Here is a 23,276-nt window from a genome sequence, read left to right on the forward strand (position 1 = left end):
GATGAACATCCTCCTGCTCGGTTCCGGTGGCCGCGAACATGCGCTGGCGTGGAAGATCGCCGCATCCCCGCTGGTCACGAAACTCTGGTGCGCGCCGGGCAATGCCGGGATCGCGCGCGAAGCCGAATGCGTTGCGCTCGATGTCACCGACCATGCCGCGGTGATCGAGTTCTGCCGGGGCAATGCGGTCGATCTGGTGGTGGTCGGGCCGGAGACGCCGCTCGCCGCCGGGATCGTCGACGACCTCGCCGCTGAAGGCATTAAGGCGTTCGGACCGAGCCGGCAGGCCGCCCAGCTCGAGGGCTCCAAGGGCTTCACCAAGGACCTGTGCAGCGAGTTCGACATTCCGACCGGTGCCTATCGCCGCTTCGACAATGCGAAGGACGCGGTGGCCTATGTCCGTGCCCAGGGCGCGCCGATCGTGGTCAAGGCCGACGGGCTTGCGGCCGGCAAGGGCGTCGTGGTGGCGCAGACGCTGCCCGAGGCCGAGGCCGCGATTGCGATGATGTTCGAGGGCGCGTTCGGCTCGGCCGGCGCCGAGGTCGTGATCGAGGAGTTCTTGTCGGGCCGCGAGATCAGCTTCTTCGCGCTGTGCGACGGCGAGACCGCAATCCCGCTGGCCTCGGCGCAGGACCACAAGCGGGTGTTCGATCACGACAAGGGGCCGAACACCGGCGGCATGGGCGCCTATTCGCCGACGCCGTTCGTGACGCCTGAAGTGCACGACCAGATCATGGCGCGGATCATCCTGCCGACGGTGGCGGGGATGAAGAGCCGCGGCACGCCGTTCAAGGGCGTGCTCTACGCCGGCGTGATGCTGACCGCGCAGGGCCCCAAGCTGTTCGAATACAATGTCCGCTTCGGCGATCCCGAATGCCAGGTGCTGATGCCGCGGATGATGTCGGACATCGTGCCGGCGCTGCTCGCCTCGATCGACGGGCAATTGAAGAACTTCGATCTGCGCTGGTATCCGGACCCGGCGCTGACGGTGGTGATGGCGGCGAAGGGCTATCCCGGCGACTACATCAAGGGCACGCGGATCGATGGCCTCGACGCCGCCGCCAAGGTCGAGGGTGTCGAGATCTTCCACGCCGGCACGGTGGCGAAGGATGGCGCAATCATTGCCAATGGCGGCCGGGTGCTGAACGTCTGCGCGATGGGCAAGACGGTCACCGAGGCGCGCGACCGCGCCTATCAGGCGATCGATCGCATCAAATGGCCGGACGGCTTCTGCCGCCGCGACATCGCCTGGCAGGCGGTCGAGGCGGAGAAGGGTTGATCGATCCGGCCTCAGCGGCGACAATGGCGCGCCCCGGGGCCTTCGAATGACCGATTTCAGACCGCCCGAGACGCACTACGCGCAAAGCGCCGACGCGAGCATCGCCTATCAGGTGATGGGCGATGGTCCTGTCGACATCATCCTTGTCCCCGGCCTGTTCTCGCACATCGAGTTCATGCACGAGATGCCCGGCTACACCGCCGTGCTGCGCCGCCTGTCGCGCTTCGCCCGGGTCGTGACCTTCGACAAACGCGGACAGGGATTGTCGGATCGGATGACCGGCGCGCCCTCCCTCGAGCAGCGCATGGACGACGTCCGGGCCATCATGGATGCTATCGGCTCCGCGAAGGCGGTGTTGTTCGGCTTCTCCGAGGGATGCCCGATGAGTGTGCTGTTTGCAGCGACCTATCCGGACCGCGTTTCGCATCTCGTTCTGCTCGGCAGCTTTGCCCGCTCGAAGGATCGCCTGGCGGACGATGTGTGGCAGCTGCGCTGCGACGAGATCGTGCAGAGCTGGGGTTCTGGCGACACGGTCAAAACTGTCGCGCCGAGCCAGGCAACGAATGCAGAAGTGATCGCGCAGATCGCGAAATTCGAGCGGCTGTCGAGCAGTCCGGGAGCGTTGCGGACGCTGCTCATCCTCAATCGCGCGATCGACGTCACGACGATCCTGCCGATGCTCCAGACTCCGACGCTTGTCCTGCATCGGACCGGCGATGCCCGCGTTCCCGTGGCACTCGGCCGTGCCGTCGCGCGCTCGATCCCCGCCGCGAAATACGTCGAATATCCCGGCTGCGATCACTACTATTGGGTCGGCGAGACCGAGGCGATGCTCGGCGATATTGAGGAATTCGTCACCGGCCATCGCGATGGTGGTGATGCCGAGCTCGACCGTGTGCTTGCGACCGTGCTGTTCACCGATATCGTCGATTCGACCCGCAGCGCCGCCGCGATGGGTGATCATCGTTGGCGACGTCTGCTCGACGATCACGATCAACTCGCGCAGCAGGTGGTCGGCCGCCATCGCGGCCATCTGGTGAAGAGCACCGGCGACGGCATTCTGGCGACCTTCGACGGTCCGGGCCGCGCCGTACGCTGTGCGCTGGCGTTCGGCTCGGCCGCGCGGCAGATCGGCCTGCCGGTGCGAGCGGGCCTGCACACCGGCGAGATCGAGGTGAGGGGGGCGGATATCGGCGGCATAGCGGTCCACGCCGCGGCGCGCGTGATGTCGCAGTGCGGCTCGAACGAGGTGCTGGTGTCACGTGTGGTGACCGATCTGGTCGCGGGCGCCGGGTTGAAATTCGCCGAGCGCGGCGCGTTCGAGTTGAAGGGACTGCCCGGGACATGGGAGCTGTTTGCGGCGAGCGGCTAGGTTCGGCCCCACGCCGTCATTCCGGACGACGCGCATCGCGCGTCGATCCGGAATCTCGATGTTGTGGACACCTTCTCACCTCATCTCGAGATTCCGGGTTCGGCGCGTTGCGCCGCCCCGGAATGACGAAGTGGGCTAAAGCAGATCCCCGCCCGCCGCTGACGCCGTGGTGCCGTGCTCGCGGAACGCCTTGATGACGTTCTTGCCGATCTTCCACTTGTGCACCTCGTCGGGGCCGTCGACCAGCCGCTGCGAGCGCACCTGGGTGTACCATTTCGCCAGCGGGGTATCCTGGCTGAAGCCGAGCGCGCCGTGCAGCTGGATCGCGGTGTCGATCACCTTGTGCACCATGTGGGCGTGGAAGATCTTGGCGATCGAGTTCTCCTGGCGGATGTCGAGGCCCTTCTCGGCCTTGTAGGCGATGTGCAGCAGCATCAGCCGGCCGATATAGAGCTCGCTCGCGCAGTCGGCGAGCATGAACTGCACCGCCTGGCGGTCGGCCAGCAACTGGCCGAAGGTCGAGCGTTTGGTGACATGGGCGGCCGCCATGTCGAGCGCGCGCTGCGCCTTGGCGACGTTGTGCATGCCGTGGCGCAGCCGGCCGTAGGCGAGGCGGTGCTGGCCCATGTTGAAGCCGTTGCCTTCGCCGCCGAGCAGATTGTCGGCGGGCACCTTCAGATCCTTGATCTCGATCTCGGAGTGGCCGCCGTGGATCACGTCGTCATGCGGACCCTCGATTGCCATGTTGGCGACGTTGCGCTTGATGCGGTAGCCGGGGTTGGGCAGCTCGACGATGAAGGTCGAATATTGCTTGTGGCGCGGCGCGTTGGGATCGGTCTTCGCCATGACCAGCGCGAGGTCGGCGACGCTCGCCGACGAGGAGAACCATTTCTCGCCGTTGAGGATGTAGTTCTCGTTGCCGTCCTTCACCGCCGTGGTCTGCATGCCGGTGGCATCGGCGCCGGCGGCCTTTTCCGTCATCGAGAAGCAGATGCGCTTTTCGCCGTTCAACAGGGGCTTGAGGAATTTTTCCTTCTGGTACTCGGTGCCGTGCGCCAGGATCGTCATCATCGAGGCGTCGTCCGGTCCCTGCGTGTTCATCGAGAGCGCGCCGAGCATGCTTTCGCCGAGCTCCATCTGCACCAGGGCGTTGGCGAGCGGGCCGAGGCCCATACCGCCATATTCCTTCGGCACGAACGGGCACCACAGGCCCTGCGCGCGGGCCTTCTTCCGCAGCGGTCCCAGCACCTCGGCAAGCGGCTTGGTGTCGAGTTCCTTTTCCGCCGGAATGCATTCGTCGTGGACGAATTTGCGAACCTTCTCGCGGATCGCCTTGGCTTCGGCGGGAATTTCGAAGTCGATCGACATGGCACTTCCTCGTTTCATGTTGTTGTTGGCAGGACTTGAGGATGGCATAAACCTCGTCAAAGTCAGCGGCAACGCCGAACAAAGTTTGAAGCAGCGCGGCCGCCCCAGGGAAGGAGCTACCGATGCCTGATCTCGCTGATCTTTTTCCCGGCTATGCGTCCGAATGGATCAACACCTCGCAGGGCCGCATCTTCGCCCGCGTCGGCGGCAAGGGCCCGCCATTGCTGCTGCTGCACGGCTTCTCCTCGACGCATGTGATGTGGCACACGGTGGCGCCGAAACTCGACGACAGGTTCACGCTGATCATCGCCGACCTGCCGGGCTACGGCTGGTCCGACATGCCCGACAGCGACAAGGACCATACGCCCTACACCAAGCGGGCCTGGGCGAAGACCATGGTCGAGGTGATGGAGCAACTCGGGCACGTGCATTTCGCGCTCGCCGGCCACGACCGCGGCGGCCGGGTGTCGTACCGGCTCGCGCTCGATCATCCCGGCCGGCTGTCGAAGCTTGCGGTGCTCGATATCGCGCCGACCTATGATTACTGGCAGAAGCTCAATCGCCTCTCGGCGCTGAAGATCTACCACTGGGCGTTCCTGGCGCAGTCCTATCCGCTGCCGGAGACGCTGATCTCCAACAATGGCGAATTCTTCCTCAAGGAGAAGATGGCGAGCCAGACCAGGAGCAAGACGCTGGAGGCGATCGATCCGCGCGCGCTCGAGCACTACCTCGCGCCATTCCGCGATCCCGCGCGCATCCATGCGATGTGCGAGGACTATCGCGCCGGCGCCTATGCTGATTACGAGATCGACAAGGCCGATGTCGATGCCGGCAAGAAGATCACGATCCCGATGCTGGCGCTGTGGGGCGATGCCGGCGTTGCCAGCGCGGCAACGACACCGCTCGACACCTGGAAGACCTGGGCCACCAATGTCAGCGGTGCGCCGGTGGCGTCGGGGCACTTCCTGCCCGAGGAGAATCCGGAGGCGACGGCGAAGCTGCTGCGGGAGTTTTTCCTGGCGGGGTAATGCAACCGCGGCACCGTCATCCTGAGACGCGCGCGATGCGCGCACCTCAGAGAATCTGAATGTATGGCGGAGGAGCGGCACCAAACATTCGGTGTCGTCGTGGCGTTCGCATGCAGGCTCAGTTCCATGACGCGAAGCGCTCCATGATAAAAGCCACGCCTCGTTCTACACCGATTCCATCCAACCAATCAGCAGGGACCAAACACGAAAGCAGGGACGACGACGGACATGTTGTCCCGCCTTCAGTCCCGTCCTCCCGGGGTGCTCGCCTCTTGGCTCGCTGCGCTCGCACCTCGGGATGACGGGTCTGTCTTTCGTGCACTTACCGTCGCTCCCTGAAGAACTCGCGCAGCAGGCGCGCGGACTCGGTCTCGCCGACCGCGCCATAGACCTCCGGCACATGGTGGCAGGTCGGCTGCGCGAAGAACCGGACGCCTGACTCGACCGCACCGCCCTTGGGGTCGGCGGCGCCGTAATAGAGCCGGCGGATGCGGGCAAAGGAGATTGCGCCGGCGCACATCGTGCAGGGCTCCAGCGTCACGTAGAGGTCGCAATCGACCAGCCGCTCGGTGCCGATGGCCTCGGCGGCCTGCCGGATCGCAAGGATTTCCGCATGGGCCGTCGGATCGTGGTCGGTCAGGGTGCGGTTGCCGGCGGTGGCGATCACCTCGTAGCCCCGCACGATCACGCATCCGATCGGAACCTCGCCAGCTTTTCCGGCACTTTCGGCGGTTTTTAGCGCCAAATCCATGAAAGAAGGGGCAGACATGCCTCGTATCATCGGAAGAAACCTGCTAGTAGCGTCGCCTTCAGCAGAAGTGGATGCCGGTTTTGCGCCAGTCGCGCCCAGATGGCGCGCGTATCGCCGGTTGCCCTGCGCCCCAATTGAACCTCCAGGCGAGAACATTCATGCCCCGCGACAGCGACAAAAACAACGATTCCCCGCGCGGCCGGCGGGACCGGGGGGCGCCCGGGAAGGGGCGGCCCAGTGGTTCCCGCGGATCGGACAAGCCGTTCGGCAAGCGCAGCTTCGGCGGCAAAGGTGGTGATCGCGACAAGCGCTCGTTCGGCGACAAGGGCGAGGGCCGCTCGTTCCGCCGCCGTGAGGACGGCGATGCGCCGCGCCGCGATTACGGCGACCGGCCGCGCTTCAAGCGCGACGACCGAGGCGGCGAGGGGGGCGGAAAGCGCCCGTTCAAGCCGCGCGGCGAGCGCCGCGACTTTGATGCGGGCGATCGTCCGCAGCGCGGTGGCGCGCGCTCGGAGGGCCGGTCGTCCGACCGCAAGTTCGGCGAAAAGCGGTCCTATGGCGATCGCGAGAAGCGCCCCTACGCGCCGCGTGGCGACCGCGACGGCGAGAAGCGGAGCTTTGCGCCGCGCGGCGAGCGCGCCGAGCGCAAATTCGACGACAGGAAGTTTTCGCGCGGCGACCGCGACAAGGGTTCATTCCGCGACAAGGGCGAGGGCCGCCCGTTCCGCCGCCGCGAGGACGGCGACGCACCGCGCCGCGATTTCGGCGATCGGCCGCGCTTCAAGCGCGACCGCGACTTCGAAGGCCGCGACCGCGGCGACGAGAAGCCCTGGCAAAAGCGGGATCGCAAACCGCGCGATGACCGCGGCGGCGACGAGCGCCCGCGCTTTTCGCGGTCGCGCGACGATCGCGGTGGCGGCGAACGTCCGCGGTTCTCGAAGTCACGCGACGACCGCGAGCAGGGTGATCGTCCGAAGTTCGGCCGGCCGCGCTGGGATCGTCATGATGAAGATGGTGGCCGCGACAATCGCCGGCGTGAGCGGCCCGAAGGCCGCACCGACTGGCAGGAGCACCCGCGCAGCGAGGGCCACTTCTCCGACCGGCCGCGCCGCGACAATGAGGACGACAGCAGGATCTTTGCGAAGCGCCCGGCCTTCGGCGGCCGCGGTGCCTATCGCGAGCGCGCCTATGACGACCGGCGCGAGCGTCCCGAGCCGAAGCCGAAGAAGACAGGTGAACGCATCGCCAAGGTATTGGCGCGCGCCGGTCTTGCCTCGCGCCGCGATGCCGAGGAGATCGTCACGCAAGGGCGCGTTACCGTCAACGGACGCGTGATCAACTCGCCGGCGCTCGATATCACCGACAACGATGTCGTGGCGGTCGACGGCAAGCCGTTGCCGCCGCGCGAGCGGACGCGGCTGTTCATGTATCACAAGCCGCGCGGGCTGATGACGACGCATGCCGATCCCGAGGGGCGGCCGACCGTGTTCGACAATCTGCCCGAGGGGCTGCCGCGGTTGATCTCGATCGGCCGGCTCGATTTCAACACCGAGGGCCTGTTGCTGCTGACCAATGACGGCGGCCTGGCGCGGACGCTGGAGCATCCCGACACCGGATGGCTGCGCCGCTACCGCGTGCGTGCGCATGGCGAGGTGACGCAGGGCCAGCTCGACCAGCTCAAGGGTGGCGTCGAGGTCGACGGCGTCAAATACGGACCGATCGACGCGACGCTGGAGCGCGACCAGAGCGCCAATGTGTGGGTGGTGTTCGCGATCCGCGAAGGCAAGAACCGCGAGGTGCGCAACGTGATGGCGCATCTCGGGCTCGAGGTGAACCGTCTGATCCGGATCTCCTACGGCCCGTTCCAGCTCGGCGAACTCGAGGAGGGCAAGGTCGAGGAGGTCAAGACGCGGGTGCTGCGCGAGCAGCTCGGCGAGAAGATCGCCAAGATCGCGGGCGCCGACTTCACGCGGCCGGAGCAGCGTGACGCAGCCGACGGCGACGCTGCGCCGGCCAGGAAGCCGAAGCCCAGCAAGCGCGAAACCATCAACGATCGCAAGGGCCGCCGCGTGCTGGTGCAGCGCACCGGCAGCGAGGAAGCGCGTGCCCGCAATGAAGACGAGGCCAACGGCTACGGCCCGCCGCGTCGTCCCAAGCGCGGCTATCACGGCAAGCGCGATCTCAAGCCGCGGGACGAGTAACGGTCAATGCGCGTCGTCGGGGGCAGGCTGAAGGGCCGCAATCTCGCTTCGCCTGCGGGCCGCGAGATTCGTCCGACCGCGGACCGCCTGCGCGAGTCCGTGTTCAACATTCTGATCCACGCCTACGACAATCCGATTGAGGACGCGCGCGTGCTCGATCTGTTTGCCGGCACCGGCGCGCTCGGCATCGAGGCCGCCTCGCGCGGCGCCAGGTTCACGCTGTTCGTCGACAATGGCGCCGAGGCGCGCGCGCTGCTGCGCAACAATGTCGAGTCGCTCGGCCTCGGCGGCACGACCAAGGTCTATCGCCGCGATGCCACCGATCTTGGACCCGCACATCCGGTCGAGCCGTTCTCGCTGGTGTTTCTCGATCCGCCCTATGACAAGGGGCTCGCCGACAAGGCGCTCGCCTCGCTGCGCGACGGCGGCTGGCTGACGCCGGGCGCGCTGCTCGTGGTGGAAGAGGCAAAGGCCGCGGCGTTCGCGGCACCCGAGGGCTTCGAGGAGCTCGAGCGGCGCGCGTATGACGACACGGAGTTCGTGTTTCTTCGCAAGGCGTAATGTTGCCGCTTGTTGTGCTGTCATCACCCGCGCATGCGGGTGATCCAGTGCGCCGCGGCTTCTCGATTGATCACGATCGCCGCGGCGTACTGGATCGCCCGGTCAAGCCGGGCGATGACACCGGAGTATGCGGTCTTATCTTCGCCCGAACAGCTTCTCGATATCGCTCAGCTTCAATTCGACATAGGTCGGGCGGCCGTGGTTGCACTGGCCGGAGTTCGGCGTGTCTTCCATCTCGCGGAGCAGTGCGTTCATCTCTTCCGGCTTGAGGCGGCGGCCGGCGCGGACCGAGCCGTGGCAGGCCATCGTGGCGGCGACGTGCATCAGCCGGCGCTCCAGCGGCAGCGCCTCGTCCCACTCGGCCATGTGCTCGGCAAGGTCGCGCAAGAGACCGGCCGCATTGGCCTTGCCGAGCAGCGAGGGCGTTTCGCGCACCGCGACCGCGCCGGGGCCGAAGGATTCGATCGCGAGCCCGAACGACGCCAGCTCCTCGGCGCGGTCGAGCAGCTTCTCGACGGTCGCCTCATCGAGCTCGACGATCTCGGGGATCAAGAGGATCTGCCGCTGCACGCCGTTCTTCGCCAGCGAGGCCTTCAGCTTCTCATAGACTATGCGCTCATGCGCCGCGTGCTGGTCGACCACGATGAGGCCGTCGCGGGTCTGCGAGACGATGTAGGTCTCGTGGATCTGGGTGCGCGCGGCGCCGAGCGGCCGGTCGAGCAGGTCTGGCGCGGGCGCGGCTTCGAAGCGCACATCGGCGGTCGGCGCGCCGACGTCGAAGGCGGCCTGTCCGGGCTCGGCGAAGGCGGGCGCCGCCGCACCGTCGAACGCGCGCAGCGGACCAGCCGGATAGGACGGCGAGCCGCGCCAGTCCCAATTGCTCGGGCGCGGCGGCGTGAAGGCGGGGCGGAAGGCCGAGAGCGCGGCGCCGTCGGCGGTATTGGCCGCGGTGCGCCTGCCTTCGCGCGCGAGGCCTTCCTTCAGGGCGTGCACGATGAGCGCGCGGACCAGGCCGGCGTTGCGGAAGCGCACCTCGGTCTTGGCCGGATGCACATTGGCGTCGACCTCTTGCGGGTCGCAGGTCACGAACAGCGCCACGACGGGATGGCGGTCGCGCGGCAGGTAGTCGGAATAGGCCGCGCGCACGGCGCCGAGGATCAGCTTGTCGCGCACCGGGCGGCCGTTGACGAACAGATATTGCCCGAGCGCATTGGCACGGGTCAGCGACGGCGCGGCGGCAAAGCCTTCGACCACGACGCCCTCGCGCCCGGCGCGCACCTCGATCGCACTGGCACGAAAATCCGCACCCAGGATGTCGCCGAGCCGGGTCAGCCGGCCGGCCGCGCCGGGCAGCGCTGCGGCCCAGGTGACCGGCGCGCGCTCTTCGCCGGCCAGCGTGAAGGCGATGTCCGGGCGTGCCATGCCGAGGCGGCGCACCACCTCGCGGATCGCCTCCGCCTCGGTGCGGTCGGTCTTGAGGAATTTCAGCCGCGCCGGCGTTGCGTAGAAGAGTTCGTTGACCTCGACGCGGGTGCCCTGGCCGAGCGCGGCCGGCATGACCTCCGACTTCTCGCCGCCTTCGACCGACAGCGACCAGGCATGCGGCTCGCTGGCATGACGCGTCGTGATGCCGAGCTTTGCGACCGCCCCGATCGAGGGCAGCGCCTCGCCGCGGAAGCCGAGCGTGCGGATGCACAACAGGTCTTCGTCGTCGAGCTTGGACGTGGCGTGACGGTCGACCGCAAGCGCGAGGTCGGCGCGGGTCATGCCGCCGCCATCGTCGGTGATGCCGATCCGGCGCCGCCCGCCGCCATCGGTGAAAACGTCGATCCGGCTGGCGCCGGCGTCGATCGCGTTCTCGACCAGTTCCTTGACCACGCTCGCGGGGCGTTCGACCACTTCGCCGGCGGCGATGCGGTTGACGAGCTGTTCGGGAAGCTGGCGGACGGGCATGGATTGGACGGTCGGAGGAGCGATTCGAGGCTGGCCGTTACTATAAGTCGCCGCGCCGGCAAATGCATGGGACCGATCTGGCGGCCGCAAGCAGGTTGGGGATCAGTCCGGCCTATCGCCTTGAAGACGCTTGGCTTCGGCGACCGGCGCGTTACGCCCTACGTCCCGATTGTGGGGCCGCGCGCACAGGTATATCGTTTAGAAAAATTATAAGTTCTCGCCGGAGGAACGCCATGTGCCATCTTTTCGCGCATCAGCCGCAACGCGACTATGAATCGCAGACCCGATCGTTGCGGATCGACGGCCATTGCACCTCGATCCGGCTGGAAATGTCGTTCTGGGACACGCTGGAGGAGATCGCGGCCAAGGAAGGCATGACGCTGGCCAAGTTCCTCACCACCCTGCACAACGAGGTGCTCGATCATCACGGCGAGGTGAACAATTTCGCGTCGCTGCTGCGCTGCTCCTGCCTGATCTACCGCGCCAAGGCGAATGCGCCGGCGGTCGTGCCGGATTATCGCGAGACGACGGCGATCATGGATGCCGCGGAATAGATTTCGCACCGGTCCATCACGCAAAGAAGAAAGCGGCCCTGTCCAGTTGGGCAAGGCCGCTTCAGTGAAAGGGGAATTGTATTTTCTTGCTAAAGCGCAGTGGCGACCACGACGGCGCTGCGCTCCCTCGCCCGGTTCTTACGGGGAGAGGGTTGGGGTGAGGGGCCGTCTCCGCGTATCCGGTGACAGCTGCGTTTGCGGGGACTCCCCCTCACCCGGAACGCATCTAACGATGCGCTCCGACCTCTCCCCGCACGCGTCCGCACGCGGGGCGAGGTGAGGCGGAATCCGCGACTCGGTTCGAATGGTCGTCTAGTCTAGATCTCCTTGCGCTGCATCGCGCCGGCGATGTGGTCGGCCTGGCGGATCGCCAGCGACACGATCGTCAGCGTCGGGTTGCACGCTGCGCCTGACGTGAACTGGCTGCCGTCGGAAACGAACAGGTTCTTGATGTCGTGGGTCTGGCCGAAGTTGTTGACCACGCCGTCGCGCGGCTTCTCGCTCATCCGGTTGGTGCCCATGTTGTGGGTCGAGGGATAGGGCGGCGTCGGATAGGTGACGGTGGCACCGACCGCCTCATAGACCGCGGAGCCCTGCTTGTAGGCATGGTCGCGCATCGCGACGTCGTTCGGATGATCGTCGAAATGCACGCTGGCGACCGGCATGCCGAACTTGTCCTTGATCTTCGGATCCAGCGTGATGCGGTTGGTCTCCTGCGGCATGTCCTCGCCGACCAGCCACATGCCGGCCATCCGCGGATAGCCCTCGATCGCGCTGGTGAAGCTGCGTCCCCAGGCGCCGGGATTGAGGAACGCAGCCATGAAGGGCAGGCCGAGCGACAGCGTCTCCATCTCGTAGCCGCCGACGAAGCCGCGCTTCGGATCGTTCTTGGCCTCGTCGCGGATGATGCCGGCCATCGTGGTGCCGCGATACATGTGCACCGATTTCTCGAAGCCCGCATACACGCTGCCGGTCATGTGCCGCATGTAGTTGCGGCCGACCTGGCCGGATGAATTGGCGAGCCCGTCCGGGAACATGCTGGACGCGCTGTTGAGCAAGAGCCGCGGGCTCTCGATCGAGTTGCCGGCGACCGCGACGACGCGGGCCTTCTGGCGCTGCATCGCGCCCGTCGCATCGGCGTAGACCACGCCGGTGACCTTGCCGGACTGGTCGTGCTCGATCTTGATCACCATGCTGCCGGGGCGCACTTCGAGATTGCCGGTGGCTTCGCCCTTCGGGATCTCGGTGTAGAGCGTCGACCATTTGGCGCCCGACTTGCAGCCCTGGAAGCAGAAGCCGATCTGCTGGCAGGAACCGCGGCCGTCGCGCGGCTCGCTGTTGATCGCCATCCGCCCGGTGTGCACCTCCTTGTAGCCGAGCTTCCTGGCGCCGGCTTCCATCACCTTGAAGTTATTGTTGCCGGGCAGCCCTGGGATGCCGTTGGTGCGGGTGACGCCCATCTTGTCCTCGGCCTTGGCGTACCACGGCTCCATCTCGGCGAGCGTGATCGGCCAGTCGATCAGGTTGGCGCCGGGAATGGTGCCATAGGCCGACTTGATCTTGAACTCGTGCTCGTCGAAGCGCAGCGAGGCGCCCGCCCAGTGCGTGGTCGAGCCGCCGACCGCCTTCACGATCCAGGCCGGCAGGCCCGGAAAGTCCTGGTGGACGCGCCAGCTGCCCGAGGTCGAGCGCGCGTCGGACCAGGCGAGCTGGGTAAAACTGTCCCATTCATCGTTGATGAAGTCCTGGTTCTCGATGCGCGGGCCGGCCTCGAGGATCACGACCTTGACGCCCTTCTGCGCCAGTTCATTGCCGAGCGTTCCGCCGCCGGCACCGGAGCCGACGATCACCACAACGCCGCTGTCATTCAGATCGAATTTTGCCATTGTTTCCTCCCGACCCGTTAGACCTTCGGCAGCCAGTCGATATCGGCGAAGCCGCGCTTGATGTAGCCGCCATGCTCGGCCGAGGAGCCCTCGTAGCCGAACCGCGGCCACACCTCCTTGTTGTTGTAGATGGAGACGATGAGGTCGCCGCGGATCTTCTGGAAGAAGGCGCTCGGTTCGATCTGTTGCAGCAGCGCGACGCGATCGTTTTCCCAGGCGACCTCGACATAAGGCATCTTGTGGCGGTCGTTGGCCGCCTGATCGAGCCTCGTGACGCCGTCATTGATCAGCGACTTGACCGCCGGATCCTTCGCGGACTTCTCGTCATACGGCTTGACCGCTGCTATGTAGTAGCTGTCGCCGAGGAAATCGTGCGGATAGATGTCGCGCGCCATCTTCAGCAACGTCTTCATCGTGGCCGGCGTCAGCGTCGTGGCGCCTTCGGCCCACGCATCGGTGATGCCGAGCCCCGTCGAGGTCGCAATCGCGACTGCGGGTGCGGTCACGGCCGCGCCTTTGAGAAAGACACGCCGGTCATATTTGCTGCGTCGATCGATTTCTCTCATGGGTTCCTCCGTCAATTTTTATTTGTGCAATTGCCTTGTTGTCTGAGCATGCTCTAGCCGAAGCGCCCGCCGCGCTGGATCACCTCGATCTTGTAGCCGTCGGGATCGGAGACGAAGAAGAAGCGCGCCAGCGTCTTGCCCTCGTGCTTGAAGTCGCGCAGCGGCCCGGGCGACAGTTTCTCCTTCTCGAAGCGCGCGTGCTCGGCATCGACGTCATCGACGATGACGGCGAGATGGCCGTAGCCGTCGCCGAGCGTGTAGGGCTCCTTGCGATCGAAGTTGACCGTGAGCTCGACCTCGAACGGCGAGGAGGGATGGCGCAGATAGATCAGCGCGAAATCGGGAAATCTCAGGTTGTCCGCGATCTCCAGGCCAAACGCGCGCTGGTAGAAGTCGAGCGCTTTTCCTTCGTCGAACACGCGGATCATCGAATGCACGGGTTTCGCCATTCAGTTCAGCTCCTTCAGATAGGCGATGATCATGGCGCGGGTTTCCGGCTTGGCCTGCCGGTAGGCCATCACGGCGCCGGGGATCACCTCCTGCGGATTGGTCAGCCAGGCGTCGAGCCTGGCGTCGTCCCAGACGAAGTCGGCCTTGCTGAAGCCCGCGGAATATTTGAAGCGGTCGGCCTTGCCGGCGTGGCGGCCGACGACCTTATAGAGCGACGGTCCTTGCCGGACGGCATCCGACATGTTGGTGGTGTGGCAGGTCGCGCATTGCTGCTTGAACAGCGTCGCCCCATCGGGCGGCCTGGCGGCGGGCAGGGGCATCTGCGCAGCCGTCATTTGCACTGCAAGCATTGCGCTGCAAAATCCCAGCCCCAACGACCACCTTGCGCGCAGCTTTGTCATCTACATCACCGCCTCTGTGCGGTGACTGTAGGAGGCTGAAATCCGCCGTTGGTAGTAGCGGGCTGTTTCACAGCAGAACAAAGCTGGGCGGTGATCTGGCGCGGAACCGGTGGTTGCCGCATATGCGGACGACAATTTCGCAAAATGACCGCGAAATCCCTGCACGATCACCACACGACGCAGCTTGCATCTCGCGTGCGCCGTTTGCGGAAAATGCAGTCTTGCGCGATGGGGTTCAGGGTCGGCGCTGCAAACGGCGCACCACCTGCGCCGCTCCTCCATCGTCAATTAAAGTCCCAGGAGAAATGGATGACGTTTGCAAAAACCAGCGTGCTCGCCCTTGCCATCTCGGCCGCGATGGCCGGCCCCGTCCTGGCACAGGGAACGACTGCACCGGATACCCGCGGCGGTGCGCAGGGCAGAGGTACCATGCAGCAGGGCGGCGGCATGTCCGGCAGCGGCGATGAGGAAATGACGGCGCAACCTGGCGCGACGACGCAGAAGAGCGGCGCCGCCGCCAAGTCGGGCAGCAAGGGAACGGTCGGCAGCGGACGCACGGCACCGAAGTCGGGTGGTTCCGAGATGGCGCCCGCAACCAAGAAGTACTGAAGCACGAGGGCCTTCGCGGTTCTGATCAATCGGAACCAAGGCTCAGGCTTCTTGTTCTGACGCGTTCCTTCGCGCGAACCGACATCCGCTTCGCGCGAAAACGCTTCTGGTTACGCTGACCGGATCCCGGATGCAGTGCCGCGCGCGCTGCGTCCGGCGTTCCCTGGAGCATGATCCGGAAAAGTGGAAACCGGTTTTCCGAAAAGATCATGCTCAAACAAGGAGATGAGATCATGATGCGATTCCGTGGAAACGCATTATGATCTAATCGTCGAAACGGCGGGCGCCGCGCCCCGCCTTGATGTCGCTGCGGCGCTTCTTGCCCTCGAGCCGGCGCTGCTTGGAGCCGAGCGTCGGCTTGGTCGGCCGCCGCGGTGTCGGCCGCATCATCGCCTCCCTCAACATCTCGAGCAGCCGCTCGATCGCATCAGCGCGATTGCGTTCCTGGGTGCGAAAGCGGAAGGCGTGGATTACGATCACGCCTTCCTTGGTCATGCGGCTGCCGGCGAGCCGCGCCAGCCGCTGCGCGGCGTCTGCCGGCAATGCAATCTTGTTGGTGTCGAAGCGAAGCTGCGCTGCGGTCGAGACCTTGTTGACATTCTGTCCGCCCGGGCCGGAGGCGCGGACAAAGACGATCTCAATGTCGTTCTCATCGATCGTAAGGTCGCGGGACACCCGCAGCATGACATCACCCGTGGAGGGAAGAATCGGCAGGCCGCAGGATAGCGGGTTTGGATCTGCTTGGGTGGTGTTGATGCAGTGGTTGTTACGTCGGCGTCCGAGTGCGCGGCTCCCCCTTCTCCCCCCTTGCGGGGGTCCGAGGCGAGCGAAGCTCGCTCTCGGGGTTGGAGAGGGAAGGTGGCCCGCCGAAACGTCAGTTCGCCTTCGGCGGCGCCGACACCGGCTGCGCCGCGGCTTGCGGGGCGCGGCCGACGATTGCGGTGAGTAGGCCGTTGCCCCAGAGCTTTTTGGCGACCCGCTTGGCATCGTCGAGCGTCACCGCGTCGACGATGGCGTTGCGCTTCTCGATGTAATCGATCGGCAGCTTGTCGAGCTGGTATTGCAGCATCGCCTGCGCGAGCTTGGAGGAGGTGTCGAGCGCCAGCATCTGCGAGCCCTTCAGGTAGGACTTCGCCTCGTCGAGCTCCTTCTGCGTCGGACCTTCCTCGGCGATGCGGCGCACTTCCGCTTCGATCGCATCGACGGTCTCGCCGGCGCGGTCGGCGCGGGTGCCGGTATTGCCGATGAACAGCGCGGAGTGATCCATCCAGACCAGCGCTTCATAGATCGAGTAGGCCAGCCCGCGCTTCTCGCGCACTTCCTTGTAGAGCCGCGACGACAATCCGCCGCCGCCGAGAATGTGGTTCACCACATAGGTCGCCATGAAGTCCGGGTCATGCCTGGCAATGCCGGGGCCGCCGAAGGTGACGACGGTCTGCGGCACGTCGAGCGGGACGAAGGCGCGCTGCGGCGGCCTGGTCGCCACGACGTCGGGGACGGGCGTCAATTCGGCTTTCGCCGGCAGGCCACCAAAGGTCTTGTCCAGTAGCTTGCCGAGCGTATCGGGATCGACGTCGCCGACCACGGCAACGCGCAGCGTATCCTTGGCGATGATGCGGCGGGTATAGTCCTTGAGATCCGGGATCTGGATGGTCGGCACGCTGTCGAGCGTGCCGGTGGCCGTCCTGGCATAGGGATGATCGCCGAATGCGAGCTCGAGGAACTTGCGGCCGGCGAGCGAGGACGGATTGGTCGATTCGCGGCGCAGATTGGCGATCACCTGGGCGCGGATCCGTTCGACGTCCTTCGGCTCGAAGTGCGGCGAGGTCAGCGCCATCCGCAACAGGTCGTAGGCTTCGTCCTTGTTGTCCTTGAGCATGCGCAGCGAGCCGCGGAACTGATCGCGGTTCGACTGGAAACTGAGCTCGATGGCGCGGCGCTCGAGCCGCTCGTGATAGGTCTTGGAATCGAGATCGCCGGAACCCTCGTCGAGCAGGTCGGCGACCAGATTGCCGACGCCGGGCTTGCCGGGCGGATCCTGGCTGGCGCCGCCGCTGAAGGAATATTCCATTGCGATCAACGGCACGGTCGCGTCCTGCACGAACCACGCCTCGATGCCGCCCGGCGACACCAGCCGCTGGATCTTGGCCGCGGCCTGCGAGGGCGCCGACGTCAGCGTCAACAGCGCGGCGCAGGCGCCGCCGATCAGCGCCGCACGACGGGTGAGGGAATAGATCACGAGCGCTTCTCCTCGCGTTTCGGCGCAGTGTCCTTGATCAGATAGCCGGTCACCGACCGCTTCTTGTCGAGCCAGCTGGCGGCAGCAGTGCGCACCTGCTCGGCAGTGACGGCGCGAATGCGATCCGGCCAGCTGCGGATATCCTCGATGCTGAGCCCGGTGGTCAGCGCGCCGCCATACCAGCGTGCCAGTGTCGCCTGGTTATCCTGGGCGTAGATCGCCTCCGCGATGAGCTGGGTCTTGACCCGTTCGAGATCCTCGGCGCGCGCCGGGTTCTGCGCGAGGTCGGCGATCACCTTGTCGATCGCGTCCTCGATCTGCGCGAACTCGACGCCGGGTTTCGGCGTCACCGAGATCGAGAATTGCGACGGATCGAGCGAGGTGCCCTGGTAGCCGGCGCCGGCGGAGATCGCGAGGCCCTTGTCGATCACCAGCGAGCGATAGAGATAGGAATTGGCGCCGCCGCCCATCAACTGCGCGAGCACATCGAGCGCCTGGCTCTCGCCCGCTGCCGCCGTCGTCGCCGACGGCACCAGGTAATAGCGGCGCAGGCTCGGCTGCTCGACGCGCGGATCCGACAGCGTCACGGTGCGCGGCGCGGCCGGTGTCGGCTCCTGCGGCCTGACCCGCTTCTCGGGGATCGCATGCTGCGCCGGGATCGGGCCGAAGTTCTTCTCGACCAGCGGGCGGATATCCTTGACGTCGACGTCGCCGGCGATGACCAGGATGGCGTTGTTCGGCGCGTAGAAGCGCCGGTAGAAGGCGAGCGCATCCTCGCGGTCGAGCTTCTCGATCTCCTGATGCCAGCCGATCACCGGCCGGCCATAGGGATGGTTGAGATAAAGCGCGGCCATGATCTGCTCGGTCAGCCTTGCATCCGGGTTGTTGGCAACCCGCATGTTGAACTCCTCCAGCACGACATCGCGCTCCGGCAGCACGTTCTCGTCCTTGAGGATCAGGCCGGTCATGCGGTCGGCCTCGAACTCCATCATGGTGGGCAGCTGCTCGCGCGGCACGCGCTGGAAGTAGCCGGTGTAGTCGACCGAGGTGAAGGCGTTCTCATTGCCGCCGACGCGCAGCACGGTCTGCGAGAACTCGCCCGCCGGATGCTTGGCGGTGCCCTTGAACATCAGATGCTCGAGGAAATGCGCGAGGCCCGATTTGCCGGGCGTCTCGTCGGCCGAGCCGACCTTGTACCAGATCATCTGCGTGACCACGGGCGTGCGGTGGTCGGGGATCACCACGACCTGCAGGCCGTTGTCGAGCGTGAAACTGGCGGGGCGTTCCGAGGTGACGGTGGTCTGGGCGCGGAGGCTGGCACCCGGCAGCGGGATGGTGGAAACGAATGCGGCAGCGAACAGGGCGATCGATCGGCGAGAGCGCATCATGGTCCTTATGAAAGCCCGGACACCGGCCGGGGCGCGAAAGCAAGCCATCGTACGCGGTCGTTCCCGTGCCGATGGTCACGAAGCGGAGAGACACCCGCCGCCCCGCATTAAGCTTTGCTCATGTCAGCCTTCGCCCGCGCAGGCCAGGCGATCACTGCACCGGTTTTCCGGTCATGACGTCGTACTGGCCTTCTTTCGCCTTCGGCGCCTGCGGGCCGGTGCCGTAGGCATAGCCCCCGGACGGCGTCTGGTAGCCCGGCGGCGGCTCGGTCAGGGATTCGCGCGTCGGCTCACCCTTGAACGGTTTGGACTCGCTGCTGTTCCCCTTGAACATGCCGAGCAGGCCGCCGTTGTAACCGAGCTGGCTCGGCATCAGCGATGGATTGGTGCTCACGCCGGGCTCCAGCGGCTCCTTGCGCCCATCGGTGGCGGTCTGCTGCTTGCGGCCCGCCTCGATCTCGGCCGGCGTCAACGCTACCGCCGACTGCCAGGGCTCCTTCTTGACTTCCTTCTTGCGCGCCGCGATCGCAGCCTTGCGCGCCGCAATATCAGGGTCCTTCGGCCAGTTCGGCGCGTTGACCTGGGCGGTCGATGCCGGCGGGGGCAAATCCAGCTTCGGCGGCACCACCAGCGGCGAGCGCTCGCGGTAGTCGATGCCCTTGCTGGCCGCGCTCTTGGCGCCGAGCCCGGTCATCAGATTGTCGACGATCCGCTCTTCGAAGGTCAGGCCGTCGTCGCCGTCATCTTCATCGTCGCCGGCGCGCACCGGGCCGGCCGTCATGACAAGGCCGATCCCGGCTGCGACGAACGCCAGGCGCAGGCCGCGCATCAGCGACAGCCGGGACGTCTCGATCAGGTAACCGCGGGCTTTGGTGTTGCGCATTGCGCCATTCCCATCTCAAAATTCGCCAAAGCGATCACTGGCTTAGGCACAGTTCCGCTTGATACAGGTGTGGGCCGCTGACCGGCTCGTATCGGCCGGGATCAGGGCGCTTTTACGGCGGGGGTCCCCACCACGGAATCATACAATAGGGCTGCCACGCCAGCAACGATGGCCACGTCGGCAAGGTTGAAGATGTACCAATTGAAGGTTTTTCCCCCGATCTCGGCATGAAGCAGGGCAAAATCGACCACCGCGCCATAGGCGAAGCGGTCGATGCCGTTCCCGATGGCACCGCCGATGATCAGGCCGAGCGACACCGTCGCGAGCCAGGTCCGCGACCGCGCCATCCAGATCGCCAGCGCGATCACGGCCGCGGCCTTGATCACCATCAGCAGGATCTGGGCCGTCGGGGTCTCGCTCTGGAACCAGCCGAAGCTGATCCCGGGATTCCAGGCGAGCACCAGGTCGAAGAACGGCGTTACCCGCACCGGGGCGTGATGCACGATGTCGAGGACGTGGAGCAGCCAGAGCTTGGAGGCCTGGTCGGCGATCAGGGTGATGACCGCCGCAAGCACACCGGCGCGCACGGGTGGGCTCATTGCCAGCCCACCAAAGGTGTCGTCCCGGCGAAGGCCGGGACCCATACGCCGTGTCGGGTATCGTTTGAATGACTCGGGGTCATCAACCTTCGTCCATTCGAGACAGCAGTGGTTATGGGTCCCGGCCTTCGCCGGGACGACGGACAGTTAGGAGATGCTGACCTCCAGCGCCTTCCATTCGCGCAGCGCTTGCGCGTCGCGCGGCGAGACGTCGGGATATTCGCCGTCCTCGCCCACCGTCGGAAGGATCTTCCACGAACGGGCGCATTTGGTGCCGACCGCCTTCTCGACCACGACGGCAACGCCAGGCACGGCGTCGAGGCGGAAGGCGTTCGCCGGCGCCTCGCCCTCGCGCACCTCGTAGTTCGAGGTGATGCAGACTTCGGCGAGATCGATATCGAACAGCGTGGCCAGCATCTCCCTGTCAGCGACGTAGATCACCGGCGATGCCTCGAGCGAGGAGCCGATCCGCTTGGCGGCGCGTTCGAGTTCGAGCGCGCCGGTGACGACGCGGCGGACGTTGCGGACCATCTCCCACTTCGCGGCAAGCGCGTCGTCTTGGAACTGCTCGAGACCTTCGGGAAACAGCGTCAGATGCACCGAAGGCTCGGCGTTCGGCCGATACATCCGCCAGGCTTCGTCGGTGGTGAAGCTGAGGATCGGCGCCAGCCATTTCAGGATCGCGTCGCAGAGCAGATCGATCGTGGTCAGCGCCGCCTTGCGCGCCACCGAGGACGGCGGATCGCAATACAGCGTGTCCTTTCGGATGTCGAAGTAGAACGCCGACAGCTCGGAGTTCATGAAGGCCGCGAGGCTTGCGACCACGGTCTTGTAGTCGAAGTGGGCATAGGCCTTGCGGATGGTCTCGGTGTGGCCGGCGAGCTCGTGCAGCATCAGCCGCTCGAGTTCGGGCATCTCGGCAAAGGCGACCTTCTCGCTCGGCTTGAAATGATGCAGCGTGCCGAGCATCCAGCGGATCGAGTTGCGCAGCTTGCGGTAGGTCTCGATGGTGTTCTTGAGGATCTCCGGGCCGATGCGCTGGTCGTCGGCATAGTCGGTGGCGCAGACCCACAGGCGCAGGATGTCCGCGCCGGAATCCTTGATCACCTTCTGCGGCTCGACGGTGTTGCCGAGCGACTTCGACATCTTGCGGCCGTTCTCGTCGAGCGTGAAGCCGTGGGTCAGCACGATGTCATAAGGCGCGCGGCCGCGCGTGCCGGCGCTTTCCAGCAGCGACGAGTGGAACCAGCCGCGATGCTGGTCGCTGCCTTCGAGATACATCACGGTGTCGTTGCCGCCATCGACCTTGCGGACGATGTTGCCGAGCTGCGGGAAGTTCTGGCGGTCTTCCAGCACGAAGGCGTGCGTGGAGCCGGAATCGAACCAGACGTCGCAGATGTCGTCGACCTTCTTCCAGTTCTCGGACGCGCGGCTGCCAAGGAAGCGCTCGCGGGCGCCGTCCATGTACCAGGCGTCGGCGCCTTCCTCCATGAACGCCTCGGTGATGCGCTGGTTGACGACCTCGTCCTGCAGGATCTCGGCCGAGCCGTCGCTGTTCTCCGTCACGAACACGGCGATCGGCACGCCCCAGGCGCGCTGCCGCGAGATCACCCAGTCGGGACGGTTGGCGATCATGCCGTTGATGCGGTTCTCGCCTGCCGGCGGCACCCATTGCGTGACCGAGATCGCGTGCAGCGCGCGGGCGCGCAGCGTGTCGCCCTTCCTGGCATGGCCGTTCTCGGCGATGGGCTTGTCCATCGCGATGAACCATTGCGGCGTGTTGCGGAAGATCACCGGCTTCTTGGAGCGCCAGGAGTGCGGATACTGGTGCTTGAGGCGGCCGCGCGCGAGCAGCTTGCCGGCCTCGATCAGCGCCTTGATCACGGCCTCGTTGGCATCGCCCTTCTCGCCCTTGTCGTTGAGCACGCGTTTGCCGGTGAAGCCCGGCGCCTGCGCGGTGTAGGCGCCGTTCTCGTCGACCGTATACGGGATCGCCGTCGGGATGCCGCGCGCATCGAGCTCGCGGGTGTTGGCCGTCCAGACGTCGAAGTCCTCGCGGCCGTGGCTCGGCGCGGTGTGCACGAAGCCGGTGCCGGTGTCGTCGGTGACATGCTCGCCGGCCAGCAGCGGCACGATGAATTCGTAGCCGCCACCGAAGCCGCGCAGCGGATGGGCGCATTCCACGGCGTCCAGCGTGTCGCCGGGAATATCGCGGACCTTCTCATAGGACGTGACGCGGGCCTGCTTGAACACCTCGGCGGCAAGCGCGTCGGCCAGGATCAGGAGATCGCCGGTCTTGGCCCAATTGTCCGCCGGCGCATCCGTCACCTTGTAGAGGCCATAGGCGATCTTCGGCGAAAACGAGACGGCGCGGTTGCCGGGCAGCGTCCACGGCGTGGTGGTCCAGATCACGACCGAGGCATTGGCCAGCGCGCCATGCGCCGGCGAGGTGACCGGGAATTTCACCCACACCATGTCGGAGGTGTAGTCCTCGTATTCGACCTCGGCTTCGGCCAGCGCGGTCTTCTCGACCACGCTCCACATCACCGGCTTGGAGCCGCGATAGAGCGTGCCGTTGGCGGCGAACTTCATCAGCTCGCGGGCGATCTGGGCCTCGGCCGGATAGCTCATCGTCTGGTAGGGATGGTCCCAGTCGCCGATGATGCCGAGCCGCTTGAACTCCTCGCGCTGCACGTTGATCCAGTGCGTCGCATAGGCACGGCATTCCTTGCGGAACGCGACCATCGCCGCCGAGTCGCGGAAGTCGGGCTTCTGCTTGCCCTTGGAGCGGTAGTTCTCCTCCTCGATCTTCCATTCGATCGGCAGGCCGTGGCAGTCCCAGCCCGGCACGTAGTTGGAGTCGAAGCCGAGCATCTGCTGGCTCTTGGTCACGACGTCCTTGAGGATCTTGTTCAGCGCGTGCCCGATATGGATGTTGCCGTTGGCGTAGGGCGGGCCGTCATGCAGCACGAATTTGGCGCGGCCCTCGGCTTCCCGGCGGAGCTTGTCGTAGAGGCCGATGTCGTTCCAGTATTTCAGGATTTCCGGCTCGCGCTGGGGCAGGCCGGCGCGCATCGGGAAATCCGTCTGCGGCAGGTAAAGGGTCTTGGAATAGTCCCTAACGTCAGTCTTTTGGGCGTCGGTCTTTTGCGGCTTGTCGGACATGAAAGCTCTGATTTGGCAGGTGC

Annotated in this window: 20 protein-coding genes; 7 read left to right on the forward strand and 13 right to left on the reverse strand. The window is 65.8% G+C overall.

Annotation, left to right across the window (positions count from 1 at the left end):
- Nucleotide 1: 1 nt before the first annotated feature.
- Together purD and ACZBJS_RS14925 are read left to right on the forward strand one after the other, a co-directional pair.
- On the forward strand, nt 2-1,279 hold the full coding sequence (gene purD / locus ACZBJS_RS14920) for a phosphoribosylamine--glycine ligase (protein WP_463438852.1): 1,278 nt from the start codon (nt 2-4) through the stop codon (nt 1,277-1,279).
- 46 nt (nt 1,280-1,325) lie between these two features.
- Nucleotides 1,326-2,651 (forward strand): adenylate/guanylate cyclase domain-containing protein, encoded by a 1,326-nt coding sequence (locus ACZBJS_RS14925; protein ID WP_316395512.1) that lies wholly within the window; start codon nt 1,326-1,328, stop codon nt 2,649-2,651.
- A gap of 135 nt (nt 2,652-2,786) precedes the next feature.
- Here ACZBJS_RS14925 and ACZBJS_RS14930 read toward each other — a convergent pair whose 3' ends face one another.
- Nucleotides 2,787-4,019, reverse strand: a complete 1,233-nt coding sequence (locus ACZBJS_RS14930) for an acyl-CoA dehydrogenase family protein (protein WP_038388024.1) — start codon at nt 4,017-4,019, stop codon at nt 2,787-2,789.
- 122 nt (nt 4,020-4,141) lie between these two features.
- Here ACZBJS_RS14930 and ACZBJS_RS14935 point away from each other — a divergent pair, with 122 nt between their 5' ends.
- Nucleotides 4,142-5,047 carry an alpha/beta fold hydrolase gene (locus ACZBJS_RS14935; RefSeq protein ID WP_316395513.1) on the forward strand — a complete coding sequence of 302 codons (906 nt, stop codon included), beginning with the start codon at nt 4,142-4,144 and terminating at the stop codon, nt 5,045-5,047.
- Between the two features lie 322 nt (nt 5,048-5,369).
- On the opposite strand, the gene ACZBJS_RS14940 is transcribed toward ACZBJS_RS14935, so the two are convergent.
- Nucleotides 5,370-5,816: a nucleoside deaminase gene (locus ACZBJS_RS14940; protein ID WP_225163883.1), complete on the reverse strand. Its 447-nt coding sequence runs from the start codon at nt 5,814-5,816 to the stop codon at nt 5,370-5,372.
- Between the two features lie 140 nt (nt 5,817-5,956).
- Between ACZBJS_RS14940 and ACZBJS_RS14945 the strand changes: the two genes are divergently transcribed.
- Nucleotides 5,957-7,999 (forward strand): pseudouridine synthase, encoded by a 2,043-nt coding sequence (locus ACZBJS_RS14945; protein ID WP_316395514.1) that lies wholly within the window; start codon nt 5,957-5,959, stop codon nt 7,997-7,999.
- A 6-nt stretch (nt 8,000-8,005) separates the two neighbouring features.
- Nucleotides 8,006-8,560: a 16S rRNA (guanine(966)-N(2))-methyltransferase RsmD gene (gene rsmD, locus ACZBJS_RS14950; protein WP_316395515.1), complete on the forward strand. Its 555-nt coding sequence runs from the start codon at nt 8,006-8,008 to the stop codon at nt 8,558-8,560.
- A 135-nt stretch (nt 8,561-8,695) separates the two neighbouring features.
- Here the strand turns inward: rsmD and mutL are convergent, their stop codons facing one another.
- A complete protein-coding gene (gene mutL / locus ACZBJS_RS14955) occupies nt 8,696-10,513 on the reverse strand; it encodes a DNA mismatch repair endonuclease MutL (protein ID WP_316395516.1) in 1,818 nt (605 codons plus the stop codon).
- 233 nt (nt 10,514-10,746) lie between these two features.
- On the opposite strand from mutL, the gene ACZBJS_RS14960 reads away from it, so the two are divergent.
- Entirely contained in the window at nt 10,747-11,067 is a 321-nt protein-coding gene (locus ACZBJS_RS14960) for a ribbon-helix-helix domain-containing protein (RefSeq protein WP_057016638.1), read from the forward strand.
- 317 nt (nt 11,068-11,384) lie between these two features.
- On the opposite strand, the gene ACZBJS_RS14965 is transcribed toward ACZBJS_RS14960, so the two are convergent.
- Genes ACZBJS_RS14965 through ACZBJS_RS14980 form a run of 4 tightly spaced genes read right to left on the reverse strand, consistent with a single transcriptional unit; the run spans nt 11,385 to nt 14,289 of the window.
- Entirely contained in the window at nt 11,385-12,953 is a 1,569-nt protein-coding gene (locus tag ACZBJS_RS14965; protein ID WP_316395518.1) for a GMC family oxidoreductase, read from the reverse strand.
- Between the two features lie 17 nt (nt 12,954-12,970).
- Nucleotides 12,971-13,519, reverse strand: a complete 549-nt coding sequence (locus ACZBJS_RS14970; protein ID WP_316395519.1) for a gluconate 2-dehydrogenase subunit 3 family protein — start codon at nt 13,517-13,519, stop codon at nt 12,971-12,973.
- Nucleotides 13,520-13,572: 53 nt separating this feature from the next.
- Nucleotides 13,573-13,968: a VOC family protein gene (locus tag ACZBJS_RS14975; protein WP_253624900.1), complete on the reverse strand. Its 396-nt coding sequence runs from the start codon at nt 13,966-13,968 to the stop codon at nt 13,573-13,575.
- Nucleotides 13,969-14,289 carry a c-type cytochrome gene (locus ACZBJS_RS14980; protein ID WP_316395578.1) on the reverse strand — a complete coding sequence of 107 codons (321 nt, stop codon included), beginning with the start codon at nt 14,287-14,289 and terminating at the stop codon, nt 13,969-13,971.
- 390 nt (nt 14,290-14,679) lie between these two features.
- On the opposite strand from ACZBJS_RS14980, the gene ACZBJS_RS14985 reads away from it, so the two are divergent.
- Complete coding sequence (locus ACZBJS_RS14985; protein WP_057016634.1) at nt 14,680-14,979, forward strand: hypothetical protein; 300 nt, start codon at nt 14,680-14,682, stop codon at nt 14,977-14,979.
- 264 nt (nt 14,980-15,243) lie between these two features.
- On the opposite strand, the gene arfB is transcribed toward ACZBJS_RS14985, so the two are convergent.
- The 6 genes from arfB to ileS all read right to left on the reverse strand — a co-directional run bounded on the left by arfB (nt 15,244) and on the right by ileS (nt 23,253).
- The gene (arfB, locus tag ACZBJS_RS14990; RefSeq protein ID WP_057016633.1) at nt 15,244-15,663 is read right to left on the reverse strand and encodes an alternative ribosome rescue aminoacyl-tRNA hydrolase ArfB; all 420 of its coding nucleotides are present in this window, start codon (nt 15,661-15,663) and stop codon (nt 15,244-15,246) included.
- 190 nt (nt 15,664-15,853) lie between these two features.
- Nucleotides 15,854-17,218, reverse strand: coding sequence for a M16 family metallopeptidase (locus tag ACZBJS_RS14995; RefSeq protein ID WP_410469709.1), 1,365 nt, complete (start codon nt 17,216-17,218; stop codon nt 15,854-15,856).
- The gene (locus ACZBJS_RS15000) at nt 17,215-18,606 is read right to left on the reverse strand and encodes a M16 family metallopeptidase (protein ID WP_194295318.1); all 1,392 of its coding nucleotides are present in this window, start codon (nt 18,604-18,606) and stop codon (nt 17,215-17,217) included. Before ACZBJS_RS15000 ends, ACZBJS_RS14995 begins: the two co-directional genes overlap by 4 nt.
- A 151-nt stretch (nt 18,607-18,757) precedes the next feature.
- Nucleotides 18,758-19,489 (reverse strand): hypothetical protein, encoded by a 732-nt coding sequence (locus ACZBJS_RS15005; protein ID WP_076825555.1) that lies wholly within the window; start codon nt 19,487-19,489, stop codon nt 18,758-18,760.
- Between the two features lie 101 nt (nt 19,490-19,590).
- On the reverse strand, nt 19,591-20,088 hold the full coding sequence (gene lspA, locus ACZBJS_RS15010; RefSeq protein ID WP_463438860.1) for a signal peptidase II: 498 nt from the start codon (nt 20,086-20,088) through the stop codon (nt 19,591-19,593).
- 147 nt (nt 20,089-20,235) lie between these two features.
- Nucleotides 20,236-23,253, reverse strand: coding sequence for an isoleucine--tRNA ligase (ileS, locus tag ACZBJS_RS15015; RefSeq protein WP_316395520.1), 3,018 nt, complete (start codon nt 23,251-23,253; stop codon nt 20,236-20,238).
- Nucleotides 23,254-23,276: the final 23 nt, after the last annotated feature.

The organism is Bradyrhizobium sp. KZN70725 (genome assembly GCF_055264925.1).

Excerpts from the sequence above, each read along its gene's own strand:
- purD (WP_463438852.1), top strand. The coding sequence starts at position 2 with ATGAACATCCTCCTGCTCGGTTCCGGTGGCCGCGAACATGCGCTGGCG.
- ACZBJS_RS14925 (WP_316395512.1), top strand. The coding sequence starts at position 1,326 with ATGACCGATTTCAGACCGCCCGAGACGCACTACGCGCAAAGCGCCGAC.
- ACZBJS_RS14930 (WP_038388024.1), bottom strand. The coding sequence starts at position 4,019 with ATGTCGATCGACTTCGAAATTCCCGCCGAAGCCAAGGCGATCCGCGAG.
- ACZBJS_RS14935 (WP_316395513.1), top strand. The coding sequence starts at position 4,142 with ATGCCTGATCTCGCTGATCTTTTTCCCGGCTATGCGTCCGAATGGATC.
- ACZBJS_RS14940 (WP_225163883.1), bottom strand. The coding sequence starts at position 5,816 with ATGTCTGCCCCTTCTTTCATGGATTTGGCGCTAAAAACCGCCGAAAGT.
- ACZBJS_RS14945 (WP_316395514.1), top strand. The coding sequence starts at position 5,957 with ATGCCCCGCGACAGCGACAAAAACAACGATTCCCCGCGCGGCCGGCGG.
- rsmD (WP_316395515.1), top strand. The coding sequence starts at position 8,006 with ATGCGCGTCGTCGGGGGCAGGCTGAAGGGCCGCAATCTCGCTTCGCCT.
- mutL (WP_316395516.1), bottom strand. The coding sequence starts at position 10,513 with ATGCCCGTCCGCCAGCTTCCCGAACAGCTCGTCAACCGCATCGCCGCC.
- ACZBJS_RS14960 (WP_057016638.1), top strand. The coding sequence starts at position 10,747 with ATGTGCCATCTTTTCGCGCATCAGCCGCAACGCGACTATGAATCGCAG.
- ACZBJS_RS14965 (WP_316395518.1), bottom strand. The coding sequence starts at position 12,953 with ATGGCAAAATTCGATCTGAATGACAGCGGCGTTGTGGTGATCGTCGGC.
- ACZBJS_RS14970 (WP_316395519.1), bottom strand. The coding sequence starts at position 13,519 with ATGAGAGAAATCGATCGACGCAGCAAATATGACCGGCGTGTCTTTCTC.
- ACZBJS_RS14975 (WP_253624900.1), bottom strand. The coding sequence starts at position 13,968 with ATGGCGAAACCCGTGCATTCGATGATCCGCGTGTTCGACGAAGGAAAA.
- ACZBJS_RS14980 (WP_316395578.1), bottom strand. The coding sequence starts at position 14,289 with ATGCCCCTGCCCGCCGCCAGGCCGCCCGATGGGGCGACGCTGTTCAAG.
- ACZBJS_RS14985 (WP_057016634.1), top strand. The coding sequence starts at position 14,680 with ATGACGTTTGCAAAAACCAGCGTGCTCGCCCTTGCCATCTCGGCCGCG.
- arfB (WP_057016633.1), bottom strand. The coding sequence starts at position 15,663 with ATGCTGCGGGTGTCCCGCGACCTTACGATCGATGAGAACGACATTGAG.
- ACZBJS_RS15000 (WP_194295318.1), bottom strand. The coding sequence starts at position 18,606 with ATGATGCGCTCTCGCCGATCGATCGCCCTGTTCGCTGCCGCATTCGTT.
- ACZBJS_RS15005 (WP_076825555.1), bottom strand. The coding sequence starts at position 19,489 with ATGCGCAACACCAAAGCCCGCGGTTACCTGATCGAGACGTCCCGGCTG.
- lspA (WP_463438860.1), bottom strand. The coding sequence starts at position 20,088 with ATGAGCCCACCCGTGCGCGCCGGTGTGCTTGCGGCGGTCATCACCCTG.
- ileS (WP_316395520.1), bottom strand. The coding sequence starts at position 23,253 with ATGTCCGACAAGCCGCAAAAGACCGACGCCCAAAAGACTGACGTTAGG.